Origin of the sequence: Streptomyces griseus subsp. griseus (assembly GCF_000720255.1) — a bacterium.
In the GTDB taxonomy this organism is placed as follows: Bacteria; Actinomycetota; Actinomycetes; order Streptomycetales; family Streptomycetaceae; genus Streptomyces; species Streptomyces griseus_I.
This window is the reverse complement of sequence record NZ_JOJE01000030.1, coordinates 72,550-96,532: the sequence shown is the minus strand read 5'-3', so window position 1 is coordinate 96,532 and position 23,983 is coordinate 72,550. Positions and strand designations below refer to the sequence as shown.

General features: G+C 72.7%; 16 protein-coding genes and 1 pseudogene. 5 read left to right on the top strand and 12 right to left on the bottom strand.

Annotation, left to right across the window (positions count from 1 at the left end; genetic code table 11):
• Positions 1-2: 2 nt before the first annotated feature.
• Positions 3-7,748: a non-ribosomal peptide synthetase gene (locus tag IG99_RS31455; RefSeq protein ID WP_051866127.1), complete on the bottom strand. Its 7,746-nt coding sequence runs from the start codon at positions 7,746-7,748 to the stop codon at positions 3-5.
• Positions 7,749-7,789: 41 nt separating this feature from the next.
• The gene (locus IG99_RS31450; RefSeq protein ID WP_037679920.1) at positions 7,790-9,106 is read right to left on the bottom strand and encodes a cysteate synthase; all 1,317 of its coding nucleotides are present in this window, start codon (positions 9,104-9,106) and stop codon (positions 7,790-7,792) included.
• Positions 9,107-9,523: 417 nt separating this feature from the next.
• On the opposite strand from IG99_RS31450, the gene IG99_RS31445 reads away from it, so the two are divergent.
• The gene (locus tag IG99_RS31445) at positions 9,524-10,474 is read left to right on the top strand and encodes a thiamine pyrophosphate-dependent enzyme (RefSeq protein WP_199815653.1); all 951 of its coding nucleotides are present in this window, start codon (positions 9,524-9,526) and stop codon (positions 10,472-10,474) included.
• 1 nt (position 10,475) lies between these two features.
• The gene (locus tag IG99_RS52075; protein WP_051866111.1) at positions 10,476-12,542 is read left to right on the top strand and encodes a 2-oxo acid dehydrogenase subunit E2; all 2,067 of its coding nucleotides are present in this window, start codon (positions 10,476-10,478) and stop codon (positions 12,540-12,542) included.
• Here the strand turns inward: IG99_RS52075 and IG99_RS31435 are convergent.
• The 6 genes and pseudogenes from IG99_RS31435 to IG99_RS31415 form a co-directional block, all read right to left on the bottom strand.
• A complete protein-coding gene (locus IG99_RS31435) occupies positions 12,478-14,040 on the bottom strand; it encodes an MFS transporter (RefSeq protein ID WP_051866109.1) in 1,563 nt (520 codons plus the stop codon). The genes IG99_RS52075 and IG99_RS31435 overlap by 65 nt on opposite strands.
• Before the next feature lie 363 nt (positions 14,041-14,403).
• Positions 14,404-15,357 (bottom strand): phosphotransferase family protein, encoded by a 954-nt coding sequence (locus IG99_RS31430; protein ID WP_037679917.1) that lies wholly within the window; start codon positions 15,355-15,357, stop codon positions 14,404-14,406.
• Positions 15,354-15,590, bottom strand: coding sequence for a hypothetical protein (locus tag IG99_RS31425; RefSeq protein WP_158973277.1), 237 nt, complete (start codon positions 15,588-15,590; stop codon positions 15,354-15,356). Before IG99_RS31425 ends, IG99_RS31430 begins: the two co-directional genes overlap by 4 nt.
• Before the next feature lie 88 nt (positions 15,591-15,678).
• Entirely contained in the window at positions 15,679-16,449 is a 771-nt protein-coding gene (locus IG99_RS31420; protein WP_199815644.1) for an aminoglycoside adenylyltransferase family protein, read from the bottom strand.
• 44 nt (positions 16,450-16,493) lie between these two features.
• Positions 16,494-16,672, bottom strand: a pseudogene (locus tag IG99_RS49725) (IS5/IS1182 family transposase); the annotation flags it as partial.
• A gap of 42 nt (positions 16,673-16,714) precedes the next feature.
• A complete protein-coding gene (locus tag IG99_RS31415) occupies positions 16,715-17,314 on the bottom strand; it encodes a 3'-5' exonuclease (protein WP_037679911.1) in 600 nt (199 codons plus the stop codon).
• Between the two features lie 147 nt (positions 17,315-17,461).
• On the opposite strand from IG99_RS31415, the gene IG99_RS31410 reads away from it, so the two are divergent.
• Both IG99_RS31410 and IG99_RS31405 read left to right on the top strand, forming a co-directional pair.
• Positions 17,462-18,301 carry a chitosanase gene (locus tag IG99_RS31410; RefSeq protein WP_037679908.1) on the top strand — a complete coding sequence of 280 codons (840 nt, stop codon included), beginning with the start codon at positions 17,462-17,464 and terminating at the stop codon, positions 18,299-18,301.
• A gap of 180 nt (positions 18,302-18,481) precedes the next feature.
• Entirely contained in the window at positions 18,482-18,991 is a 510-nt protein-coding gene (locus IG99_RS31405; protein WP_037679907.1) for an MOSC domain-containing protein, read from the top strand.
• Between the two features lie 4 nt (positions 18,992-18,995).
• On the opposite strand, the gene IG99_RS31400 is transcribed toward IG99_RS31405, so the two are convergent.
• Complete coding sequence (locus IG99_RS31400; protein ID WP_037679904.1) at positions 18,996-19,574, bottom strand: phosphatase PAP2 family protein; 579 nt, start codon at positions 19,572-19,574, stop codon at positions 18,996-18,998.
• On the bottom strand, positions 19,567-20,925 hold the full coding sequence (locus IG99_RS31395; protein WP_037679901.1) for a diacylglycerol/lipid kinase family protein: 1,359 nt from the start codon (positions 20,923-20,925) through the stop codon (positions 19,567-19,569). Before IG99_RS31395 ends, IG99_RS31400 begins: the two co-directional genes overlap by 8 nt.
• A 213-nt stretch (positions 20,926-21,138) precedes the next feature.
• Between IG99_RS31395 and IG99_RS31390 the strand changes: the two genes are divergently transcribed.
• A complete protein-coding gene (locus tag IG99_RS31390) occupies positions 21,139-21,309 on the top strand; it encodes a hypothetical protein (RefSeq protein ID WP_037679898.1) in 171 nt (56 codons plus the stop codon).
• A 74-nt stretch (positions 21,310-21,383) separates the two neighbouring features.
• Here the strand turns inward: IG99_RS31390 and IG99_RS31385 are convergent, their stop codons facing one another.
• Complete coding sequence (locus IG99_RS31385) at positions 21,384-22,265, bottom strand: diacylglycerol/lipid kinase family protein (protein ID WP_037679896.1); 882 nt, start codon at positions 22,263-22,265, stop codon at positions 21,384-21,386.
• Between the two features lie 55 nt (positions 22,266-22,320).
• Positions 22,321-23,916 carry an FAD-binding oxidoreductase gene (locus IG99_RS31380; protein ID WP_037679893.1) on the bottom strand — a complete coding sequence of 532 codons (1,596 nt, stop codon included), beginning with the start codon at positions 23,914-23,916 and terminating at the stop codon, positions 22,321-22,323.
• Positions 23,917-23,983 lie beyond the last annotated feature (67 nt).

Here is a 23,983-nt window from a genome sequence, read left to right as displayed (position 1 = left end):
GGTTACCTCCACTCGCTGCCGAACTCGGCTTCGAGTTCGTCGATCTCTGCTTGGGACAGGGACACCAGGGACAGGTCGGACGGGGTGTGCCCGCCGGCTCGGGTGCCGTCGGCCTGGGCGGTCAGCTGCGCGCACCACAGGTCGGCGAGGGTGCGTACGTCGTCCTCCGACCAGACGCCGGGCGCCCAGGACCAGGTGGCGTCGAGCCGGCCGTCAACGGTGGTCACGGCGGTGATCTCCAGACCGTGGGCGACGGGCAGGGCCGGGTCGTGGGCCGCGCCGAGACGGAGCGGGCCGGGGATCTCCTCGGGCGCCGCCGACCAGTCGGCCTCCGGCTCCCGGGTGGTGCATCCCAGGTAGTTGAAGCCGACCTGCGGGACGGCGAGCGCGGCGAGGACGGGCCCGGTCTCGGGGTTGAGGTGGCGCAGCAGACCGTGGCCGATCCCGTGGTCGGGCACGGACCGCACCTGTTCCTTGACGCTCTTGAGGACGTCGGCCGGCCGGTCGAGGTCGACTCCGGTGAGGTCGAACCGAGCCGGTACGACGCTGGTGAACCAGCCGGCCGTGCGGGACAGGTCGACGCCGTCGGCGATCTCCTCGCGTCCGTGCCGCTCGATGTCGACGAGCAGGGCGGGGTGGCGGTCGCGGGGCCGTCGCCACCGGACGAAGGCGGCGGCGAGCGCGGCGAGCAGGATGTCGTCGGGGCCGGCGTGGAACGCGGCGGGGACGGTGGTCAGCAGGCGGGTGGTGAGGTCGGCCGGGAGATCCCGGGAGAGGTGGCGCATCGCGCCGACCACGTCCCGCGTGGGGTCGAGTCGACGGGCGCCGAGCAGCGGATCGGGTGCCGACAACAGTCGCTGCCACACGGCGAGTTCGGGGACCCGTGCCGGATCGCGCGCCTCCCGTTCCAGCAGCCGGGCCCAGTGGCGCAGGGAGGTGCCCCGCGCCGACAGCTCCTCTTCGCGCCAGGCGGCGGCCAGGTCGGTGCGCAGGACGTTCCAGGAGACGCCGTCCACGGCGAGGTGATGAATCGTCAGGAGGAGGCGGCCAGGGCGGTGGGGACCTGCGTCGAACCAGGTGGCGTGCAGCAACTTCCCCGCGTCAGAGTTGAGTTCGGGTACGACGTGGGACAGGGCGGGTGCGAAGCCCGCGTCCGGCACGGCGACCCGGTGGAGCAGCGTGCCGGCGTCGACGCCGCCGGGAGGCGGGATGACCGCCGTCCACTCGTCCTCGGAGACGCACATCCGCAGGGCGTCATGGTGGTCCACGAGCGCCTGGAGGGCTCCGGCGATCCGCTTCTCCTCGGCCCCGGCGGGTGTGACGAGCAGGGCCGACTGGCTGAACGCGCCGATCGGTCCGCCGCGTTCGCGCAGCCGGTGCATGGCCGGGGTGAGGGGCAGGTCGCCGATGGGCGCTTCCTGTTCGGGGGCCGGGCCAGCGGCCGGGCGCTCCGCCGCCACGGCGGCGAGCGCGGCGATGGTCCGTTGCTCGAACACGTCACGCGGGGTCAGGCGCAGTCCCGCGGCGAGGGCACGGCTCACCAGGTGGATGGAGGTGATGCTGTCGCCACCGAGCTCGAAGAAGCCGTCGTCGACGCCGGGTTCGGCGACGCCGAGCACGTCCGAGAAGAGTCCTTGCAGCGTCTCCTCCTGCGGGGTGCGTGCCGGCCGGCCCGCAGGGGACGTCTCCCGCGCGGGCGCCGGGAGGGCCGTCGGGTCGAGCTTCCCGTTCGCCGTCATCGGCAGCGCGTCCAGCGTCACGAGCGCCTCGGGGACCATGTGGGCGGGCAGCTGCCGGGCGGCGTGCGCGAGGAGGGCGGGCCGGTCCGTGTCGGCGGCCCCGACGACGTAGGCGATCAGGCGGCGGACTCCGGTGTCGTCCTCGCGGGCCGTCACCGCTGCCCGGGTGACGGCGGGATGGGCGGTGAGCACGCCCTCGATCTCACCGGGCTCGATCCGCAGGCCCCGGACCTTGAGCTGTCCGTCGGCCCGGCCGCGCAGTTCCAGGGTGCCGTCGGCGCGGCACACAGCCAGGTCACCGGTACGGTACATGCGCCCGCCGGGCTGTCCGAAGGGGTCGGCGACGAACCGCTCGGCGGTCAGGCCCGGCCGCCGCCAGTAGCCGCGGGCCACCTGGTCTCCGGCGACGTACAGCTCTCCTTCGACGCCGGTCGGTACGGGTTGCAGCAGGGCGTCCAGGACATGGGCGCGGGTGTTCCACATGGGGCGGCCGATGGGCACGGGGCCGGTGGGCAGGTAATCGCCGGGTTCGATGCGGTGGTCGGTGCAGCCGACGGTCAGCTCGGTGGGGCCGTAGTGGTTGATCAGACGCACGCTCGGGTGGTCCCGGCGCCAGGCGCGCAGGGCCTCGCCGACCAGGGCCTCGCCGCCCAGCATGAACTCCTCGGTGGGCGAGAGGTCGTGCGGCAGTGCGGGCAGCAGCGGGAGGTGGCTGGGGGTCGCCTTGAGGAAGGTGCAACCGCCCGGCGGTGGGGTGGCGCCCGCCTCGTGGAACGCGGCGATGTGGACCCGTCCGCCGGCGGCCAGCGCCCCGTGCAGGGTGGTCACGGTGGCGTCGAAGGTCATCGTCGCGTGCAGCAGCGAGGTGCCGCGCAGGCTCGGGTACGCCTCGACGCACCGGGCCACGTAGGTGGTGAGGTTGCGCTGCTCGACGACGACACCCTTGGGGAGGCCGGTGGTGCCGGAAGTGTAGATCAGGTAGGCGGGATCCGCGGGGTGGGCCTCCGCGAGCGGGGCGCCGGGGTCGTCCGGGGCCTCGTCGGGGGGCAGGACCGGGCAGTCGACGCCGGCGGGGAGCCGGTCCCTGGTGATCACGCAGACGGGTGCCGCGTCGGAGAGCAGGTGGGCGGTGCGCTCAGCGGGGTGCTCGGGGTCGAGCGGGAGGTAGGCCGCGCCCGCCTTGAGGACGGCCAGGACGGTGACCGCGATCTCGACGGACCGGGGCAGCGCGAAGGCGACGAAGCGGCCGGGCCCGGCGCCGCGTGCGGTGAGTGCACGGGCCAACCGATCGGCCCGTACGTCGAGTTGGCGATAGGTGAGGCTGGTGCTCGGGTCGGACACCGCGATGGCGTCCGGGGTCTCGGCGGCCCGCTCCTCGAACATCCGGTGGAACAGCCTGTCGGGGATCTCCCGCGCGGTGTCGTTGAACTCGGCCACCAGCCGCCGGCGTTCGTCGGGCGCGAGGATGTCGAGGGCGCCGATGGGCAGGTCCGGCTGTGCGACGGCGGCCCGCAGCAGTCGCTCCAGGCGGGCGGCCAGGTCCCGGGCGGTACGGCGGTCGAAGAGGTCGGCGCTGTATTGCAGGACACCTTCGATGCCGTCCGGGGAGCCGTCGGGCGCGCGCTGTTCGCCCAGGTTGAACGTCAGGTCGACCTTGGTGGCGCCGGTCTCCACGGACAGGGTCCGGGCGCTGAGCCCGGGCAGGTCGAGACGGGGCCCGGCGGTGGGGCGGAAGGCCAGCATCACCTGGAAGAGGGGATGCCTGGCCGGTGAGCGGGGCGGATTCAGCGCCTCGACCAGATCCTCGAAAGGCAGGTCCTGGTGGGTGTAGGCCGCCAGGTCGGTCTCCCGGACCCGGGTGAGCAGGTCCCGGAAGGTGGGGTCGCCCGAGGTGTCGGTGCGCAGGACAAGGGTGTTGACGAAGCAGCCCACCAGGTCGTCGTACGCCTCGTCGGCTCGGCCGGCGACGGGGGTTCCGAGGGGGATGTCGGTGCCCGCGCCCAGCCGGGTGAGCAGGGCGGCGAGCCCCGCCTGCACGACCATGAAGACCGTCGTCCCGCTTCCGGTGGCCAGCTCGCGCAGCCGCTGGTGCAGGGCGGAGTCCAGCCGGACGGGGATGTCCCCGCCCCGCCGGGTGGCGCGGGCCGCTCGTGGACGGTCCACGGGCAGCGGGAGTTCCTCGGGGATCCCGGCGAGCGCCGTACGCCAGTGGGCGAGCCGGGGCTCCTGGTCCTGGCCGAGGTCGGCGTGCTGGCGGAGGCAGTGGTCCGCGTACCGCACGGGCAGCGGCGCCCAGTTGGGTCCGCGTCCCGCGAGCCGCGCCCGGTACGCGGTCGCGAGGTCGCGTGCGAGGGGGTCCAGGGACCAGCCGTCCGCGGCGATGTGGTGCAGGACGAGGAGCAGGACGTGCTCCTCGGGGCCGAGGACGAGGAGGTGGGCGCGGATCGGGAGGTCCCCTGCGAGGTCGAAACCCCGGCTTGCCGACTCCGTGAGGAGCGAGGGCAGTTCGGCTTCTGTGGCGTCACGGACGCTCAGGTCGGGGTGTGCGCGCTCCAGCAGCCGCTGGCAGGGGATGCCGTCGGCGTCCGGGTAGACCGTGCGCAGGATCTCGTGCCGGTCGACGACGTCCCCGAGGGCGGCACGCAGGGCCTCGGCGTCCAGGGGGCCGCCGGTGAGTCGCACGGCGAGCGGGACGTTGTAGGCGGCGCCGGGCCCTTCCAGGCGGTGCAGGAACCAAAGGCGTCGCTGAGCGGACGACAAGGGGACGGCGCTGGGGCGAACCGCGCCGGCACGCACGACGGGGCGTCGTCGTGCGGCTGCCGCCGTACCGGGCGCGATCCGCCGCGCCAGGCCGGCCGGGGTCGGCGCCTGGAACACGTCGCGGAGGGTGAGCTCGGTGTCGAAGGCGGTGCGCACGCGACCGAGGAGGCGCAGGGCGAGCAGCGAGTGGCCGCCGAGGGCGAAGAAGGCGTCGTGGGGGCCGACTTCGGGCAGTCCGAGGACGTCCGCGAACAGGGCGCACAGGACTTCTTCGTGCGGGGTGCGGGCGGGACGGGTGGCCGTGGTGGTGGTCGACGTCGGTGGGGCGGGCAGCGCGGCGCGGTCGAGCTTGCCGTTGGCGGTCAGGGGCAGCCGGTCCACAAGGACGACGGCGGAGGGGACCATGAAGTCGGGCAGGAGCTCGGTGAGTTCGTCGCGCAGGGCGTCCGGCGACGGTGAAGCACCCGCGGCGGGGACGGCGTAGGCGACCAGGCGCCGGTCCCCCGGCCGGTCCTCACGGACGACGGCGACCGCCCGCGCGACCTCGGGGCGCCCGGCCAGCGCCGCCTCGATCTCGCCGGGTTCGACGCGGAAGCCGCGCAGTTTGACCTGGCCGTCGGCCCGGCCGTGGAACTCCAGCTCGCCGTCCGGGGTCAGCCGGGCGCGGTCGCCGGTGCGGTACATGCGGGCGCCGGGCGGGCCGAACGGGTCGGCGACGAACCGTCCGGCTGTCGCGCCGGGGTGGCCGAGGTAGCCGCGGGCCACACCGGGACCGGCCACGTACAGCTCCCCCACCGTTCCGGGTGGCAGCGGCTGGAGGGCGGTGTCGAGGACGTGGGCGCGCATGCCGTCCAGGGGGCGGCCGATGGGCAGCGGATCAGGGACAGGGGCGTCGGCGGTACAGGGGCGGCTGGTGGCGAAGGTGGTGGTCTCGGTCGGGCCGTAGCCGTCGGTGACGGTCAGGTCCGGGCAGACCGCGAGGACCCGGCGGACCGCGGCCGCGGGAACGGCCTCGCCGCCGGTCCACACCTGACCCAGCCCGGCGAAGCAGGCGGGGTCCTCCTCCGCGGCAAGCTGGAAGAGTCCGGCCGTGAGCCACAGCGCCGTCAGCCCGTGCCGCTCCGTCAGTCGGGCGACGGCGCCGGCGTCCAGGTCCTGGTCCGGGTCGGCGACCACGGCGGTCCCGCCGGTCAGCAGCGGCACCCACATCTCGTACGTGGAGGCGTCGAACGCGGTCGGCGAGTGGACCAGCACGCGTGCGTGCGCGCCGTCGCCGAACGCCGGGTCCGTGGCGAGCGCGGTGACGTCGCGATGGGTGACGGCGACACCCTTGGGAGTGCCCGTGGAGCCCGAGGTGAAGCTCACGTAGGCGAGTTGGTCCGGGTGGAGGCGCACGCCCGGGTCCGTGTCGGGCTCGGTGGCGAGTGTGGGGTCGTCTGTGGTGAGGGTGACGACACCGTGCGTCGCACCGTCGGCGGCTCCTTCCGGATGCGGTATGCCTCCGGACAGCCGGTCGGTCAGCAGGACGGCCGCCGCCGTGTCGGTGAGGATCCGTCGGGTGCGGGCGGCGGGGGCGCGCGGGTCGAGGCCGACGTAGGCGCCGCCTGCCTTCAGGACGGCGAGGAGTGCTGCGACGAGGTCGTCGGAGCGGCGCATCAGGACGGCGACGCGGTCCTCGGGGCGGACGCCGAGGGAGCGGAGTCGCTGGGCCAGGCGGTTGGCGCGGGCGTTCAACTGCCGGTAGGTGGTGCCGCGTTCGCCCTGGACGACGGCCGTGCCGTGCGGGTCGGCCGCGACCCGGCGGGCGAACAGGTCGGGCACGGTGGCCGCGCCCGGGCGGGCCGTGGGAACGGTCGGGCGGGCCGTGGGAACGGTCGGGCGGGCCGAGGGAACGGTCGGGCGGGCCGAGGGAACGGTCGGGCGGGCCGAGGGAACGGTCGGCCGGGCCGTGGTCCGCTCCTCCGGCAGGAGGGTGTCCACGCGGCCCACCGGAGTTCCCGGGCCGAGGGCGGCTGCGGCGAACTCTTCCAGGAAGCGGACGAAACGCCGGTGGTGGGCGGTGAGTTCGGGCTCGGTGTAGTGGTCTGGGCTCGCGTCGAGGTCGACTCGGATACCGGCGCCGTCCGAGCGGTCGTAGACGTTCACCGCGAGGTCCTCGACCGGTCCCGTGGACAGGTTGTGGCGTGTGGTCGGCTGTCCGGCGAATCGCACCTCGGGCCCGAAGGCCATGATGTTGACCACCGGCCCGAAGAACCGTCGCCCGTCCTGCGGCCAACCGAGGTCCCGGCGCAGTTCCTCGCCGCGGAACCGCTGGTGGGCCAGGAGGTCGCGGGTGGCGGCGGCCGTGCGTCGTACGAGGTGGAGGGCGGCGGTGTCGGGGCGTACGGGGAGCCGCAGTGGCAGGACGTTCGACGCCATGCCGGGGGTGGCGAGTTCGGCCCCGGTCTCGCGGCCGGTGACGGCGAGGCCCAGGACGATGTCCCGGGCGCCGGTGAGCCGGTGGAGGTAGGCGGCGGTCGCGGCGAGGACGACGCGTGACCAGCGGGTGCCGGCGTGCTCGGCCGCCGCGTGCACCAGATCGCCGGCCGCCGTGGGGAGATGGCCCGTGCGACGCAGGAACCGGTCGGCCACCTCCGGCTGCCGGGTGGAGAGGCTCACCGGGTCGGGACGGTCGTCCAGCGTCCGCGTCCAGAACAGCCGGTCCGCCGTGTGCCGTGTGCCGGCGTGGTAGGCCTCGTCCTCGGTGACCAGCGGGGCGAGGGGTGCGGGCGGCGGGGTGTGGGGCGTACCGGCGACGGCGGCCGTGTAGGCGTCGGCCACCCGGCGGGCGATGAGGGAGCAGCTGTAGCCGTCGACGGCGATGTGGTGGTAGCGCTGGTACCAGATCCAGTGGGCGTCCGCGAGCCTGAGCAGCGCGTACCGGAACAGCGGGCCGCATCCGAGGTCGAAGGCCGTGGCGAAGTCGGCGGCCATCCAGGCGTCGGCGGCGGACCGGGGGTCGGGGTCGTCCGTGAGGTCGACGACCGGCAGCTCCCAGGCCGGGTCGGCGTCGACGATCTGCCGGACTCCCTCCTCGACGGCTCCCTCGTCGGCGGCTTCCGTGAAGCGGACCCGCAGCGTCTCGGTGGTGTCCACCACCTGGTGTACGGCGGCCGTGAAGCGGGCCGGGTCGACGGGTCCGTGGATCTCCGTGTACTCGCCCACGTTGTAGGCGGGACCGGCGTGGTCCAGCCGCTGGCCGAACCACATCGAGCGCTGGGCGGCCGACGGCTCCAGGGCTTGGGGGGCGGTCACCGGCCCGCCTCCGCGACGACACCGGCGCCGATGTCCGCGGCCATACCGGTCAGCATCCGTTCCACGCGGGCGGCGACGTGCCGCGGGCCCTCGTCGCGGCCGCGCCAGGGGACGCGCAGCCACGGCTCGGCGGGCACGAGGGGGATGTCTCGGGCCTGGCGGGCCCGCCCGCCGCCGGTGATGTTGAGCAGGACCAGTTCGTCGGCGCGCACCTGCCCTGCGACGACGGCGTCGGCGAGGGCGGCCAGTGCCACTGCGGCGCCGGGTTCGATGTCGATGCCCTCGGTCTCCTCGAAGAGGGCCATCGCTGCGAGCGCTGCCCCGTTGTCCGTGCACAGGACGTCACCCCCGCTCTCCACGAGCGCGTCACGGACTCCGCCGCGCACGGTGAACGGCGGACGCCGGTTGGTCAGTTCCCGGGCCAGCGGCTCGTGCTCCCGGTGAGCCGGCGGCTGTCCGGTGGACCGCCACGCCTCGTGCAACGGGGCGAACGGGGCGTTCTGGCACATCAGCAGGCGCGGCAGCGTCTCGCCGGGCGCGCGCACTCTGCGGGCCGCCTCGTGGGCGCCGATCGCGCCGGTGCCGCTGCCGACGGCCTGGACGTACGTCTCCGGCAGCCGCCCGATCGTCTCGGCGGCGGCCAGCATGACGCTGCCGAGTCCGTCGCGGCGGCCGACGTTGCGGGCGCCGCCCTCGGCGTGGTGGCCGGGGAGCCGGGCGAGCAGGTCGGCGCAGGCGATGGCGTCGCTGTAGGTGGCGGTGCCGTCGAGGACGACGAGCCGTACGCAGGGGTCGAGCGGGGCGGGGAACCGCATCCGTTCCAGGGCGGGGGCGGGCACCACGAGCAGGCAGGGCACCCGGTGCCGGGTGGCGGCCCAGGCGAAGGCGGCGGCGGTGTTGCCGGCCGAGGGGATCACGAGGACGGGCGGCGCGGCGGGCAGCCGGCCCAGCACCGTGTACGCCTCCAGGTCCTTGAACGTGCACGTGGGCAGGTGCGCCCCACGCTCGGGCCAGTGGCCGTTGAAGGCGACCCAGAGGCGGCTGAGGCCGATCCGGCGGCCGAGCCGCTCGGCGGGGTGGACCACGGGCCCGGGAACGTCCGGGAAGGTCTGCGCCACGGGCAGCATGGGGGCGTGGCGAAACAGCCCGGTGTTCTCCGTCGCAACCGTTCCGCTTCCGTCGTATTCGGCGCACAGAAATGCCGGTTCGTGCCGGCCTGTGCAGTCGAGGAGGAGGCCGTCGTCCTCGTATCGGGCTCCGCACGAGGAACACACGACCTTGTAGTGACGTGCTCCCGGGCGTACTCGGGACATGTGCGCCTGCCTTCCAGCGTGCCGCGTTCGCGACCCATTGGAACCGGCGCTTCGGAACCGGCGGGCAACGTGCGAATTACCGTTGCCCGACATCTGGTTGACACATACGGATTGGACGGACTGTTCAGTTCCGCTTCATCCGCGCTTTTGCGCGGGGCAGTTGAGAAAGCATCGGCTCCAGGGATAGTCCGAGGCACAACGGGCCGTACCCGGAAGGGCGGGGGAGGAAAGAGTGATGCGCTGGTGAATGCGAACGTGAGGAATTGTGTGGAGCCAGCTCACTGGCTTCCCTCTCGGGTTCCGGTTTCCTTTCTGTCATCGAATGGCGAAGCACGGGAATTCGACTCCGCCGGGGGCGTGACGGGCCGTTCGTACGCGGAGCCCGCGGCCGGATCGCTGCTGACGGCGTACCGGAAAATGGTCGTCGGGCGCCGCTTCGACGAGCAGGCGACGGCCCTCGCCCGCCAGGGCAGGCTCGCGGTACACCCGTCGAGCCTCGGCCAGGAGGCCTGCCAGGTGGGCGCGGCTCTGGCGCTGCGCGACACCGACTGGCTGTTTCCCACCTACCGCGACTGTGTGGCGCTGGTGAGCCGCGGCATCGACCCCGTCGAGGCGCTGACGCTGCTGCGCGGGGACGCGCATTGCGGCTACGACCCCGTGCGGCACCGCACCGCGCCGCAGTGCACTCCGCTGGCGACCCACGCGGCGCACGCGGTCGGCCTGGCACACGGCGAGCGGCTCAAGGGCGCGGACACGGTCGCCCTTGCCCTCGTAGGCGACGGCGCCACCAGCGAGGGCGACTTCCACGAGGCGCTGAACCTGGCGGGCGTGTTGCAGGCCCCGGTGGTCTTCCTGGTGCAGAACAACGGGTACGCCATCTCCGTTCCGCTCTCCGCCCAGTGCGCGGCACCGAGCCTGGCGTACAAGGGAGTTGGCTACGGTATGCGCTCCGAGCAGGTCGACGGCAACGACGCGGCGGCCGTCCTCGCGGTCCTGACCACGGCCGTCGAGGACGCCCGGTCGGGCGGCGGCCCGTGGCTGGTCGAGGCGCACACGTACCGCGTCGCCCCGCACACCAGTGCCGACGACCCGTCCCGCTACCGTCCCGCCGCGGAGGTTGAGCAGTGGCTGGGCCACGATCCTCTCCCCCGGTTGGAGTCCGCGCTGCGTGACCGCGGCCTGCTGGACGACGCCGGGGTCAAGGCGGTGGCCGACGAGGCGGAGTCGTACGCGGCCGGGGTCCGCGCCCACCTCTCCACCGAACCGGACCTGGATCCACTGACCTTGTTCGACCATGTGTTCCGTTCACCGACCACGCACCTCACCGAACAGCGCGACGCCCTGCGGGCCGACCGGGAGGGCTGCTGACATGGCGACGGGCACAACGCTGGCTCAGGCGCTCAACAGCGCGCTTCGGGACGCCCTCGACGCGGACGGACGTGTCGTCGTCCTCGGTGAGGACGTCGGCCGCCTCGGCGGCGTCTTCCGGGTCACCGACGGGCTCGCCGCGACGTTCGGCGGTCACCGCTGCTTCGACACGCCCGTCTCCGAGGCCGGCATCGCGGGGCTCGCGGTGGGCATGGCGATGGCCGGGTGGCGGCCGGTGGTCGAGATGCAGTTCGACGCGTTCGCCTACCCGGCGTTCGAGCAGATCGCCTCCCACATCGCCAAGATGCGCAACCGTACCCGGGGCGCGCTCCCCCTGCCGCTGGTGGTCCGTGTCCCCTACGGCGGCGGCATCGGCGGAGTGGAACACCACAGCGACTCCAGCGAGGCGTACTACGCGCACACGGCGGGCCTGAAGGTGGTGACACCGGCGACGGCGGCCGACGCGTACTCGCTGCTGCGCGAGGCGATCGATGATCCGGATCCGGTGGTCTTCCTCGAACCCAAGCGTCTCTACTGGACCCGGGAGGCGGTGGAACTCCCCCTGCGCACCGAGCCGTTCGGCACCGCCGCCGTGCGCAGGACCGGCCGTGACGTCACGTTGGTGGCCTACGGGCCGTCGGTGGCCGTAGCACTGGAGGCGGCGCGCGCGGCGGCTGCCGAGGGCCTGGACGTGGAGGTACTGGACCTGCGTACCCTGGTCCCCCTCGACGACCGCACGCTCACGGCGTCCGTACGGCGTACCGGGCGGTGCCTGGTGGTACACGAGGCGCAGGGCTTCGCCGGGGTCGGCGCGGAGATCGCGGCCCGCGTGCAGGAGCGGTGCTTCGACGCGCTGCGGGCGCCGGTCCTGCGCGTCACCGGGTACGACATCCCGTACCCGCCACCGCTGTTGGAGGGCGCCCACCTGCCGGGCACGGGCCGCATCCTCGCCGCGTTGCGCCGCCTGCTGCCCACCGGCACCGGGCGCGGGCCCGACCGGTCCGCACCCGCCCCGGCGGCCGCGGTCACCGCAGGCCATACGTTCCATCTGCCAGACCTGGGCGAGGGGTTGGCGGAGGCCGAGGTCCTGGAGTGGAGGGTCGCCGTCGGCGAGTCGGTCGCGCTCGACCAGGTGGTCGTAGAGGTGGAGACCGCCAAGTCCGTGGTGACGCTGCCGAGTCCGCACGCGGGGACCGTGACGGCCCTGCACTGCGAGCCGGGTGGGACGGTCGAAGTGGGGGCGCCTCTGCTCAGCGTGTCGGAGGAGGGCGCTCCGGAGAGGGCGGCCGAGAACGCGTCGCACGGCCGGTCGGGAGCCGTGCTCACCGGGTACGGAACGAACGGTTCGGCGTCGTACCCCGCGGCGCTCACCGGCGGGGCCACCCGCGTCCCTCTCGACACCGCCGCCGCCGACAAGTTCCTCCGCGGCCACCGGGACACGCCCGCCGTCACCATCTGGACCGACGCCGACGCCACTGACCTGCTCGCCGCCCGGGTCACCCTCGGCGCCGGTCTGCTGCCGCTGCTCGCCCGGGCGTGTCTCGCCGGGCTGGCCGCTCATCCCGCGCTCAACGCCCGTGTCGACACCGAGCGCGGGGAGCTCGTTCGGCTCCCGGCGGTGCACCTGGGTTTCGCCGCGCAGACTCCCCGGGGTGTCGTCGTCCCCGTGGTGCGGGACGCCGACCGGCTACCCCTCGACGCCCTCGCGGCGGAGCTGCGCCGGCTGACCGGCCTCGCCCGCCGGGAGGAGCTCCCGGCGGGCCTGCGGACCGGCGGTACGTTCACACTGAACAACTACGGGGTCTTCGACGTCGACGGCGCCACGCCGATCCTCAACCACCCGCAGACGGCGATGCTCGGCGTGGGCCGTGTCACCGACCGCCCCTGGGTGGTGGAGGGCAGGGTGGAGGTGCGCAAGGTGGTGCACCTCTCCCTGACCTTCGACCACCGAATCTGCGACGGCGCGACCGCGGCCGGTTTCCTCCGTCACGTCGTGGCCGGTGTCACGGCTCCTGACGGGACGGAACCGAGGACGCCCCTTCCCGGACCCCGGACTGCTTCCGAGTGACGCGATACAGCTCCTGGGAGGTGCTGATCAGCTCGCGCTGCTCCTCCTCCGAGCCGACCATGGGCTGCGACCCGCGCAGCGGCACCTGGGCGCTCTCCGGCAGGAACCGGACGGTGACCAGGCCGATGACGCCGGCCAGCATCAGGTAGTAGGCGGGCATCATGTCGTCGCCGGTGAGGCTGATCAGCGCCTCGGTGACCAGCGGCGTGGTGCCGCCGAACGCGGCGACGGCGAAGTTGAAGCCGATGCCCATGGCCGCGTACCGGACGGCCGTCGGGAACAGCGCGGGCAGGGTGGCGGCGCTCGGCGCGGCGAAGCAGGCCAGCAGGGTGGAGAGGATCAGCACACCGAGGATCGGCGGCCAGGTGCCCTCCATCTTGATCAGCATGAAGGAGGGCAGGGCGAGGAGGACCATCGCGGCCGCGGCCCACCCGTAGATCGGACGCCTGCCGACCCGGTCGCTGAACCGCCCGATGAATGTGATCAGCACGACGATCCAGACCATACCGATGAGTACCAGGACGTCGGCGGAGCCGCTGGAGCGGTTCAGGGTCTCGGTCTGATACGTCGGCAGGAAGCCGGTCACCATGTAGTTGGTGACGTTGTAGAGCAGCACCAGGCCCATGCAGATGAGCAGCGGCTTCCAGTGGTTGCGGACGATGCTCTTGAGCTCGCCGCCCGTCGACTCCTGGGCGAGGCTCTTCTCGTGCTCGTCGAGCTGCTGCTGGAAGGCCGGCGACTCCTCCAGCTTCATCCGCATGTACAGACCGATCACACCGAGCGGACCGGCGATCAGGAACGGGACGCGCCAGCCCCAGGAGAGCATCTCGGCGTCGGTCAGGAGCAGGTTCAGCAGTGTGACCAGGGCGGAGCCCAGCGCGTAGCCGACGAAGGTGCCGAAGTCGAGCCAGCTGGACAGGAAGCCCCGTCGGCGGTCCGGTGAGTACTCGGCCACGAAGGTGGTGGCGCCGCCGTACTCGCCACCGGTCGAGAAGCCCTGGATCATGCGGGCGAGCAGCAACAGGATGGGGGCGGCGATGCCTATGGTGGCGTAACTCGGGATGAGGCCGATGGCGAACGTCCCGGCCGCCATCATGATCATGGTGGTGGCCAGCACCTTCTGCCTGCCGAGCCGGTCGCCGAGCGGCCCGAAGACCAGGCCGCCGAGGGGGCGTACGACGAAGGCCGCGGCGAACGTCGCGAAGGAGGAGATCACCTGGGCGGCCGGGGAGGCGCCGGGGAAGAAGACCTTGCCGATGGTGGCCGCAAGATAGCTGTAGACCCCGAAGTCGAACCATTCCATGCAGTTGCCGAGCGCCGACGCGCCCACCGCGCGTTTCAGCAGCGGCGGTTCGACGACCTGGACGTCCTCCTTGCGGAAGGCCCGCTTGCTGCGGCGGAGCCTGCCGGTGAGGTCGTCCCGGACCTGCCGGGGCAGGTCCACGACCGCCTTCGCCACTCCGGACCTGGGTTGCCCGCCGGGCTTGGCGTTGACCACGTTCTTCCCTTTCTCTCGACCTTCGCCTACGCGAATCCTGCACAGGCTTGATCGACCCGCGCACCCCCATGCTCCTGCCCGGGTTTACTCGGGACATACGGGTATCAGTGGTCACACTGGTGGCTGTTGGCCGCCTCACATCAGTTCGACGACACGACCTTGGTCACGTTGCCCTGCGAGACGGCCTCCAGACAGCCGCCTTCGCCATAGTCGTTGCTGATGTACACATCGATGGCCGCGACGGTACGGCGCAGATCATGTGCTGTCCGCGGACGGTGTCTTCCTGCTCGCCCCGGACGGGGTGACGGCACCCTTCCCGGACGGCCTCCGAATGAGGCCGGGGTCAGCCCGGACCGCCTTGGCTCAACCCTGCGCGTCCATCAAGGCGCTGACATAGGCATCCAGCCGCTCCTCCACGGCTCGCGTGGTCAACTCCGTCCTCCCTGCCTTCCGCCATGGCTGCGACACCAACTGCACTTCTTCCGAGGCGGCCAGCCCGTCGCGCACCAGCCAGTACAGCCGTTCGCTCGCGGACGCGGCGAGCACCCCGCCGGCCTCCTCATACGCCTCATGGAACCGCAGACCCCACTCCGGTCCGTGCAGCAGCGCGAGATTGACGGAGCAGTGCGCCACATCGAGATCCGCCGGGCCCCAGGAGGTCACTGCCCAGTCGACGACGCCGGTGATCTGGGCATCTGCCAGCCTTGAGGGCGGCACGTCGAACAGCACATTGCCTGGCTGGAAGTCCCGGTGCAGGAATCGCCCTTCAAAGGGTGGCACGGGCTTGCGGATCACATCGATCGCCTCGGCCCATACCGCCGCATCGGCGCCCTTCGGAGTCACTACGGTGTCGGCGGTCGTCAACGTCACATACTTTCGAGGCCGCTCGGAGGGTCGTAACGCGTGGATCGCCACGAGTTGACGGGCCAGCAGAGGGAGGCGCGTCTCCAAACCCTCATCCTCGAGGACCGTCCGGCCAGCCAGGTGTGTCATAAGGAGCGACGGATACTCGCAATGCGCGGCGGTCGAATCGACCGCGACCAGTCCAGGAGCCGGCACACCGGTCCCCGGAAGCAGGGTCAGGGCGCCGGCCTCCCTGCTCAGCCAGTCCTCGGCGTGCTCCACGTTGACGAAGGTCCTCAGCACCAGGTCACGCGTGCCTCCACCTCGCGTGCCGATGGTCAGCCTCCGCATTTCGGCACTGATGCCGCCGTGCAGCACCTCGGTTCTGACGACCCGTTCACCGAACTCCAGATGCCGGTTCACCCAAGCCAGTGTCAGCGGTCGGACAGCCACCGCCTCATCGTGGATGGTCACCGGGCCGCCTCATCATCCGGACGGCTGCACACGCGAACGCTTTGTGGGAGGCCATGGCCGTACTGCTCAAGCCACTGGTGCAGGCGGTGGATGTCCTCGCAGCGGTGGCGGGCGCGTTCGATGATCTGGGTGCGGGGCAGCATTGCGGGCGGTATCAGGACAGGCGCCACTTCAGGCACTTCGGTCACCGTCTCCTCCTTGTTGCGTTGGCGCAGGCAGTCGCGGTGATCCACCCTCATCCCTTTCGACTGAACGCGGCTACGGGGGCTGCCGCCAGGTGGTCCGCCGACACCTCGCCGCCCGCCGCGCGGGCACCGCCGGTCAAAAAGCCCTGTCACGGGCGCGCAGCCGGTCGATCTCGGCAAGCACGCGGGCCACATGCGGACGCACCCGCGCCCGCAGTTCATCGCTCCAGCTCTCCTCAGAGTAGGGGCAGTCGAGATAGAGCCGCCTGGCGTGCTCAAGGGCGGCGCGGTGCTCGGGCGGGAGCTGGGCAAGGGCCCAGTCGGCGGCGGCGTCCTTCGACTTGATCTCGCCGGTGGCGAGCGTGGTCCAGATACGGGCGAAGGTCAGCAGGACGTTGCGGGTGTCGCTGTCCAGGTCTTCGAGCAGGCCGGGGATACCCGCCACGCTCGCCCGGACCACGTCGGCCTGGGGAACTGGGGCGAGGACCTGCGCGGGGCGGGGGCCGGCGAGGGGGTGGTCGCCGGTCAGCGCCATGGTGATCAGCAGGGCCAGATCGGGCATCGGCTCCGGCCGGGGGACCTCCCCGGCCTCGTACTCCGCACGCAGCCACTCGCCGTAGAGGAAGTCACAAATCGGCGGGTACCGCCACGGCCGGACCTCGGACTGGACGACCACGGTGACCTCGACCGGGCGGGCGTTGTGCCGGGAGCCGGAGATCCGGAGCAGTCCACCGAGGAGTTCCCGTCGATCCTGCTCGTCCATTCGCCGCCGGGAGACGACCAACACGTCCACGTCGCTGGCGGGCCTGAGTCCACCGAGCACGGAGGAGCCGTGGAGGTAGGTGCCGATGACGTCTTGGCCCAGCACACCGCCGACCAGCCTCACGATCTCCTGAACCTGATTCACAGCCCCAGCGTCTCCTGTCATCCGGTGCGTGCACAGCACTGAGCGCCGGCGCCGTCGAGCCGGTGCAGGATCTCCTCGCCGGAGCCGGCGCCGGGCTCCGGCCCTCGACCAGACCAGGAAGCGCCGATGGGCCGTCGGCTTCGATGTCCCGAAGCAGGGCGGTAGAGCCCGCCGAGCGCGACCACGGGGCCAGAACGTGGATGACGGCCGCGAACAGCCTCTCCATACCGAGGCCGACGGCGCCTCACCACACAGGGACACGGCCTCAAGGGACGCTCCGGTCCATCCGGTCGTCGAGGGCATCCGGCCAGGCTCCGCGTCCAGTCAGGTCGAGCACGAGGGCCGCGATGTTCCAGGCGTCGTCCTCGCCCCGGTGGTGCCGCCCTTCGAGGGGCAGCCCGGCGATCCGCAGGGCCTGGGCCATGCCGGGCCGCTTGCGCAGGCCGTACGCCTCGGTAAAGGCGGCCTTGGCGTTGGTGTGGCGGCCGCCGAAGGGGTACGGCGTACGGGTCGCCGCGCACTGCCGGGTGAACTGATGACGGTCGTAGTCGCCCCAGCTGGCCCACGGCCGCTCACCGCTCCGGTGGAGGGCCGCCAGTCGGCGGCAGGCCTCGGCGAACTCGACGCCGGTGTCCACTTCCTGTGGGGTCAGGCCGGTCAGCTCGGTGCAGAAGTCACTCACGGTGGACCGCGCGGGCCGCACCAGGATGCGATGCCGTGCGACGCGCTCCCGGGCCGCCAGGTCCACGACGGTCAGCCCGATCTCGATGATCTCGCTGACGGCGCCGGGCGGTGGGGATCCCCGCCAGCAGGTCGCTTCCACGTCGACGACGTTCAACCAGGTGGCGCGTCCGCTGCGGTCCATGGCGGGCAGCCTAGGAAGCAGAAGAGCGTCCGGTCATCCGATTTTCCGCTCCCCCATCTGGCTTCGCACGGCTGTTCACCTGACGCTGCATCTGATAGGAAACATTCCTATCAACCATCCGCCCCCCACAAGCCACTTGGAGTCAAAGTGGTCAACTCCACCGAGCCGGAACGTTCCGCCTCGAGCCCCTCCCGCCGCGCTCTCCTCACCCTGCTGGGCGCCTCCCTGACAGCGGTCCCACTGCTGGGCGCCTCGCACGCCTCCGCCAACGCCCGCGCTGTAGGCCTCGACGACCCGGCGATGAAGGAGATCGCCATGAAGCTGGTCTCCAGCGCGGAGAACTCCTCGCTCGACTGGAAGGCCCAGTACAAGTACATCGAGGACATCGGCGACGGCCGCGGCTACACCGCCGGTATCATCGGATTCTGCTCCGGCACCGGCGACATGCTCGACCTCGTGGAGCTCTACGCCGAGCGCAAGCCCGGCAACGTCCTCGCCAGGTACCTCCCCGCCCTGCGGAGGGTGAACGGCACCGACTCGCACGACGGCCTCGACCCCTCGTTCCCCGGCGACTGGCGCACGGCGGCCCGGGACACGGTGTTCGAGCGGGCGCAGAACGACGAGCGCGACCGCGTGTATTTCAACCCGTCCGTCAAGCAGGGCAAGACCGACGGGCTGCGGGTGCTGGGCCAGTTCGCGTACTACGACGCCATCGTCATGCACGGCGACGGCACCGACCCGACCAGCTTCCGCAACATACGCAAGCGCGCCCTGCGCACCGCGAAGCCTCCGGCGCGGGGCGGCGACGAGGTCGCCTACCTCAACGCCTTCCTCGACGCCCGGGTCTGGGCGATGAAGCAGGAGGAGGCGCACAGCGACACCAGCCGGGTGGACACCGCCCAACGCGTCTTCCTGCGCAAGGGCAACCTGGACCTGACCCCTCCGCTGGACTGGAAGGTGTACGGGGACAGCTACCACATCGGCTGATCCGGCGCGGGCCTGCTCGGCCTTCCGCCTCCGCCCCGACCTCGGCGTCCGCCCCGACCTCGACCTCCGCCCCGACCTCGACCTCCGCGCCGACCTCGACCTCCGCCCCGACCTCGACCTCAGCCTCCGCCCCGACCTCGGCCGAAACGTTCCGTCCGCCTGATCCCTAAGGTGGGGTCCATGACCGAGGTCGAGGTGGTGCAGCTCCTGGTGTCACCGGAGCACCGGCTCGCGGGACGTCCGTCGGGCGGACCTCCCGCCGCTCCGGACGACGAGCTGGTCCGGCAGGTGAAGGTGCGCGGCGGCCTCGGGCTGGTCGGCGACCGTTACTTCGGCCGGCGGGCCCATCGCGACGCGGCCGTGACGATCATGGCCGCGGAGCACCTCCCCCTGGACATCGATCCGGGCGTCGGACTGCTCCAGACCCGCCGGAACATCCTGATCCGGGGCTTCGACATCGACTCCTGCATCGGCTCCACGATCTCCCTCGACACCGGCGCCGGCCCCGTCACGTTCTCCGTGAACCGCCCTGCCAGGCCGTGCGCGTGGATGGACGTCACGATCGGCCCGGGGGCGCAGCGCGTGCTGCGCGGCGGGGGCGGGGTCCGGTGCACGCCCCTGTCCGACGGAGTGATCACTCTCGGCACGGCGGCCCTCTCCGTGATCGAGGGGCCGCCCGCCGGTCAGTAGCCGGTCACCGCTCCAGGCGGGCCGCCGCGGCGAGCGCCACCGCCGCCGCCCCCGTGCCCAGCACGGCGCCCGCGATGACGTCCCCCGGGTAGTGCACCCCGGTGTGGACGCGCGAATACCCCACGGCACAGGCGAGCAGCCCGAGCGGCACCGTGGCGGCCGGCCAGGCGGGACCCACGGCCGCCGCGAACGCGACGGCCGAGGCGGTGTGGCCCGACGGGAACGACGCGGACTCCGGCATCGGCACGTGCCGCCCCGGGAACGGCGAGTCCTCGGCGCGGTGGGGACGGGGACGGCGTACCAGACGTTTGCCGAGCAGGTTGGCGGTCGCCGAGGCCACCCCGATGGCGGCGACACCGATCGCCGCAGCGCGGCGGGGGCGGCCGGGGAACAGCGCCATGAGGCCGGCGACCGTGAAGGAGATCTTCGAGTGGTCCGCCGCCGCGGACAGCCGCCGCAGGGCGGAATCCAGCGCGGGGGTCTCGGTGACCGTCACGGCCTCGTACAGCGTCTGGTCGAGGGTGGCGAGGTCGCGCACCAGGCCGCGCAGGGCCGGGTGTTCCCTCGACGTGCGGTCAAGCATCGCTCTTCTCCTGAGTCGTACGGGGTCGGGGAGACGGGCTCAGCGCGAGACGTACCACGCGCCGCCAGTCGACGGACGGTGCCATGTACGTGGCGCCCGGGCGGTGTCTCGGCACCCGCACCCGCAGCGCACCGGGCCGTACGGTGCACACGACGGGCGTGGGCAGGGTGAGTGCCTCCCCGTCGACGGCCACCGGGATCTGCTCCTCGACGGCCTCGACGACCACGCGACGTGACGTCAACACAGTAATGCCGCCGGCCCGTTCACCGCGCAGGGCCAGCTCCGCGGCCTGCGCCGCGCTCTCCACGCGGACCGCGACCACCCCGAGCGCACCCGCGTCCAGCCGGGGCCTGCGCCCGCCGCCGAGGGGATCGACCCGTCCATAGGCGTTGTTGCTCACGAGCAGCGCCTGCGGACCCTGCAGACGGGTGTCCCCGGCCCGCACGTCCAGGGAGGTGCCCTTGTCACCGACCAGCAGATCCGGCAACTGGTCGAGGACGGTCGCCGCCTTGGCGTCACGGTAGTCCGGGTTCTGCACGATCTCCGCGTACGTACCGAAGGAGACCGTGTTGACGAAGGAGCGCCCGTTCACGTCCCCGAGGTCGATGCGCAGTTCCACCCCGTCGGAGAGGGCGTCGAGGCCGCTCGCCGGGTCGTCCCGGTCCAGGCCGAGGTCCATCGCGAAGTGGTTGCGTGTCCCGGCAGCGATGACGAGGAACGGAATGTGGTGCTCGGCGGCCACGGCCGCGACCAGCGCCTGGGTGCCGTCGCCGCCCGCGACACCGAGCAGGTCGGCGCCCTCGGCCACGGCGCGCCGGGCCAGTGCCATGGGGTCCGGGTCGGCGTCGAGGTCGAGCAGCACGACGCGGGCGCCCAGCGCCTCGGCCCGCTCCACGAGTGAGTGCCGGCCGACCTTCCCTCCCCCGGACCGCGGATTCATGATCAGGACGGGCCGTCGGGGCGGCCGGACCGAACGGCTGTGCATGCCGCGCGGTCGGCGCAGGCGTCGCAGCGCGCTGCGGGCGCACGCCAGGGCGGCCACCCACGCTGCGATCGCGGCCACCGCCACCACCCACAGCCCCGACACCGCGTAGAGCACCAGGACGGTCACGGGGGCGGCGAGGGCGAGCAGGGTGCCGAGCAGGCGCACCGCGCCCCGGTGGGCCAGGGTCCACCAGAGACCCGCGCCCGCCAGGGCGAGACCTACGAGGCCGAGCAACAGGATCAGCCAGCCGCCGGAGCCCGCGCCGACGGCCACCGCGGCGACGGCACCGGCGAGACACAGCAGGGCGAGCCGGGCCCAGGCCCGCGCGGAGCCCGCCCCTCGGTTCGACCTCTTGACCTTCGCCATGCCCCTCCCTCTTCCCTCTTCCCTGTCTCTTCCCGCTTCCCTCTTCCCTGACTTTCCTCCATGGTCGATGACCGCCCGGAGGTTCGGCATCCCGGCCTTGCGCGCGCATCGGCGAACCGCTTCGAATGCCCCGCCATTTGTGGAACAAACGTGCGGATTATGGGTGCGTGATGGCCGTTATGTGGGGCACTTGAACCGGCGGAGGTTGATAAAATGGTTCCCCTGATTCTTGTTCTGCTCCTGGCCCTGGTCCTCTTCGGCGCCGGTTTCGCGCTCAAGGCGCTGTGGTGGATCGCCGTCATCGTGTTGGTGCTCTGGCTGGTGGGCTTCCTGGTCCGGCCCACCGGGGCAGGCGGCCGCCGGGGCCGCTGGTACCGCTGGTAGGCAGGAGCGACACAGCACGGGCGGGCCCGTCGGCACGGTGCCGACGGGCCCGCCCGTGTCCGCGGCTCACCGGCTCAGCACAGCACCCTGAGCGCTCCCGGCAACACCCGCGCCGTGACCGGGAGGGCGGCCTCGACCTCGCCGTCGGCGCCGTAGGGCACGGGGCGGTCGGCCTCGACGCGGATCTCCCGACCGCGCAGGATCCGCACCTCGGGCCGCCGCACGTGCGCTCCCGTCCGCAGTTCGTTCATCAGGGTGAAGAACAGGCGTCGCGGCGCCTCACGGATCATCACGACCTCCAACAGGCCGTCGTCGACCCGGGCTCCGGGCGCGATGATCCGGCCCGAGCCGTAGAAGCCGGAGTTGGCGATCACCACCGTGTAGCCGCTGTGCGCGTGTTCCTCGCCGTCGACGGTCACCCGGTAGTGGGCCGGACGCCACGTGGTGACCGCCCGCAGTCCGCCGGCGTAGTAGGCGGCGGCGCCCCGCAGCATCTTCGCCCGGTTGGCGTACCGGTTGGCGACCGCGTCGACGCCCGCGTACACGCTGCCGAGCACGACGGTGCCGTGGTGGACGGCCGACTCCACCTCGACGGTGTCGACCGGGCGCGGCTCGCCGCTCAGCAGCACCTCGGCCAAGGCGGGCGCCTGCGTGGGCAGCCCGAGGGCGCGGGCGAAGTCGTTCCCGCGGCCGGCCGGGACCAGCCCGAGGGTCGCACCGGTCCCGCTGAGGGCTCCGCCGACGGCCCCGGCGATGCCGTCCCCGCCGACCGCCAGCACCACGCGCCCGCGTTCCCCGGCGTCCCGGGCGACGTCCTGCGCATGGCGCAGGCTGCGGCTGTACTCGGTCTCCAGCTCAGCGCCCGCCTCCCTGAGCAGCCGGGCCATCGCGAGCAGCGCGGCGGCGCCGGTGGAGCCGCCGGCGGTGGGGTTGACGACGGCGGTGAACTGTCGCATCGGTGGGCCTCCGGCTGACGGCGTTCGAAGAGGAAGGACTTGACACGGTGTCGGGTCAGTCGAGGGGCAGCAGCACACCCGGGTTGAGCACTCCTGCGGGGTCGAGCCGTCGCTTCACGGCTCGCAGGGACTCGATGCCCAGGGGCCCGGCCTCGCGGACGTACCCGTCACGGTGGTCGGTGCCGACCCCGTGGTGGTGGGTGATCGTGCCCCCGGCGGCGAGGATCGCCTCGTTGGCGGCGCGCTTCGCCCGCGTCCAGTGCGCGAGGGGCTCGTCGCCCTGGGCGGAGACGACGGTGAAGTACAGGGAGGCGCCGTTGTCGTAGACGTGGGAGATGTGGCACATGACCAGGGGCGGGGTGCCGGCCTCGCCGAGGGTCGCGGTGAGCGCCTCACGGACGGAGGCGTACAGCTCCGGGATCCGGGACCAGAAGGTGGCGGTCTCCAGCGTCTCGGCGAAGGCGCCCGCGTCGAGCAGCGCGTCCCGCAGGTAGGGAGCCGAGTAGCGGCCGTGGGCCCACTTCTCCCCCGGTTCGGCGCCCAGATGGATGCCGCCGCAGTCGCGCAGTACGGCGGCTGCGTGCTCACGGCGGTGGGCGGTGTCCTCGGGGGTGCCTTCGTAGCCGGCGATCGCCAGGCATCCCGCGGCCTGTTCGGCGGCGGAGCCGATGGCGTCGGGCTGGGCCAGGCCGACGAGGGTCTCGGCCTCGTCGGACAGCCGCAGCACGGTCGGGCGCGGTCCGTCCTGGGCGAGCCTGCGCAGCGCGTCGGCGCCCTCCTGGAAGGAGGCGAAGCGCCAGCCCTCGTAGACGCGGCTCCGCGGGACGGGCCGGATCCTTACGGTTACGGAGGTGATGACGCCGAACGCTCCCTCGGAGCCCAGGATCAGCTGGCGCAGGTCGGGTCCGGCGGCCGAGCGGGGGGCGCGGCCGGTGTCGATCGTGCCCCGCGGGGTGGCCAAAGTCAGGCCGAGGACCATCTCGTCGAAACGTCCGTAGCCCGCGGAGGCCTGTCCGCTGGAGCGGGTCGCGGCGAAACCACCGATCGTGGCCCACTCGTAGGACTGGGGAAAGTGCCCCAGGGTGAAGCCGTGCTCGGCGAGCAGCGCCTCGGCCTGAGGGGCGCGCAGCCCCGGTTCCAGGATGGCGGTGCGGGAGACCGGGTCGAGGGCGAGCAGTCGGTCCATGTGACGCAGGTCCAGGGCGACGAAGTCGCCGCGCCGGCCGGGGGTGAGGCCTCCGACGACCGAGGTGCCGCCGCCGAACGGCACCAGGGCCAGGCCGTGTTCGGCGCAGGCCGCCAGTACCGCGAGCACCTCGTCGTGGCTGTCCGGGAGGATCACGGCGGCGGGGACGTCGTCTACGTCGCCGCGGCGGATGCGCAGCAGGTCGGGCGTGGACTTGCCGCGCGTGTGGCGGACCCGTGTCTCGGCGTCGGTCCGCAGGCGCTCCGCGCGGCCGCCGACGGCGACGAGCAGCGCGCGCAGTGCGCCGGGATCGAGGGCGGGTTCGGGTACGGCGATCTCCTCCAGGGCGACCGGCTCGGCGCCGTACGGCTTCACGCCGAGCAGATCGCGCAGAAGCCCGATCACCGTGTCCGGCAGCGGCGTCGCCCTGGCGGGGTCGCCCCAGCCGCTCCACAGCATGTCCATGGCCTGCGTCCTCACGGGTCGATGTCGGGATTGCCGTCTCCTGTGCGGCCGGTGCGGGAGAAGCACA

Coding starts and splice junctions, on each gene's coding strand:
- IG99_RS31455 (WP_051866127.1), bottom strand. CDS start 7,748: ATGTGGTTCGGCCAGCGGCTGGACCACGCCGGTCCCGCCTACAACGTG.
- IG99_RS31450 (WP_037679920.1), bottom strand. CDS start 9,106: ATGTCCCGAGTACGCCCGGGAGCACGTCACTACAAGGTCGTGTGTTCC.
- IG99_RS31445 (WP_199815653.1), top strand. CDS start 9,524: ATGGTCGTCGGGCGCCGCTTCGACGAGCAGGCGACGGCCCTCGCCCGC.
- IG99_RS52075 (WP_051866111.1), top strand. CDS start 10,476: ATGGCGACGGGCACAACGCTGGCTCAGGCGCTCAACAGCGCGCTTCGG.
- IG99_RS31415 (WP_037679911.1), bottom strand. CDS start 17,314: ATGGACCGCAGCGGACGCGCCACCTGGTTGAACGTCGTCGACGTGGAA.
- IG99_RS31405 (WP_037679907.1), top strand. CDS start 18,482: ATGACCGAGGTCGAGGTGGTGCAGCTCCTGGTGTCACCGGAGCACCGG.
- IG99_RS31400 (WP_037679904.1), bottom strand. CDS start 19,574: ATGCTTGACCGCACGTCGAGGGAACACCCGGCCCTGCGCGGCCTGGTG.
- IG99_RS31395 (WP_037679901.1), bottom strand. CDS start 20,925: ATGGCGAAGGTCAAGAGGTCGAACCGAGGGGCGGGCTCCGCGCGGGCC.
- IG99_RS31390 (WP_037679898.1), top strand. CDS start 21,139: ATGGTTCCCCTGATTCTTGTTCTGCTCCTGGCCCTGGTCCTCTTCGGC.
- IG99_RS31385 (WP_037679896.1), bottom strand. CDS start 22,265: ATGCGACAGTTCACCGCCGTCGTCAACCCCACCGCCGGCGGCTCCACC.
- IG99_RS31380 (WP_037679893.1), bottom strand. CDS start 23,916: ATGGACATGCTGTGGAGCGGCTGGGGCGACCCCGCCAGGGCGACGCCG.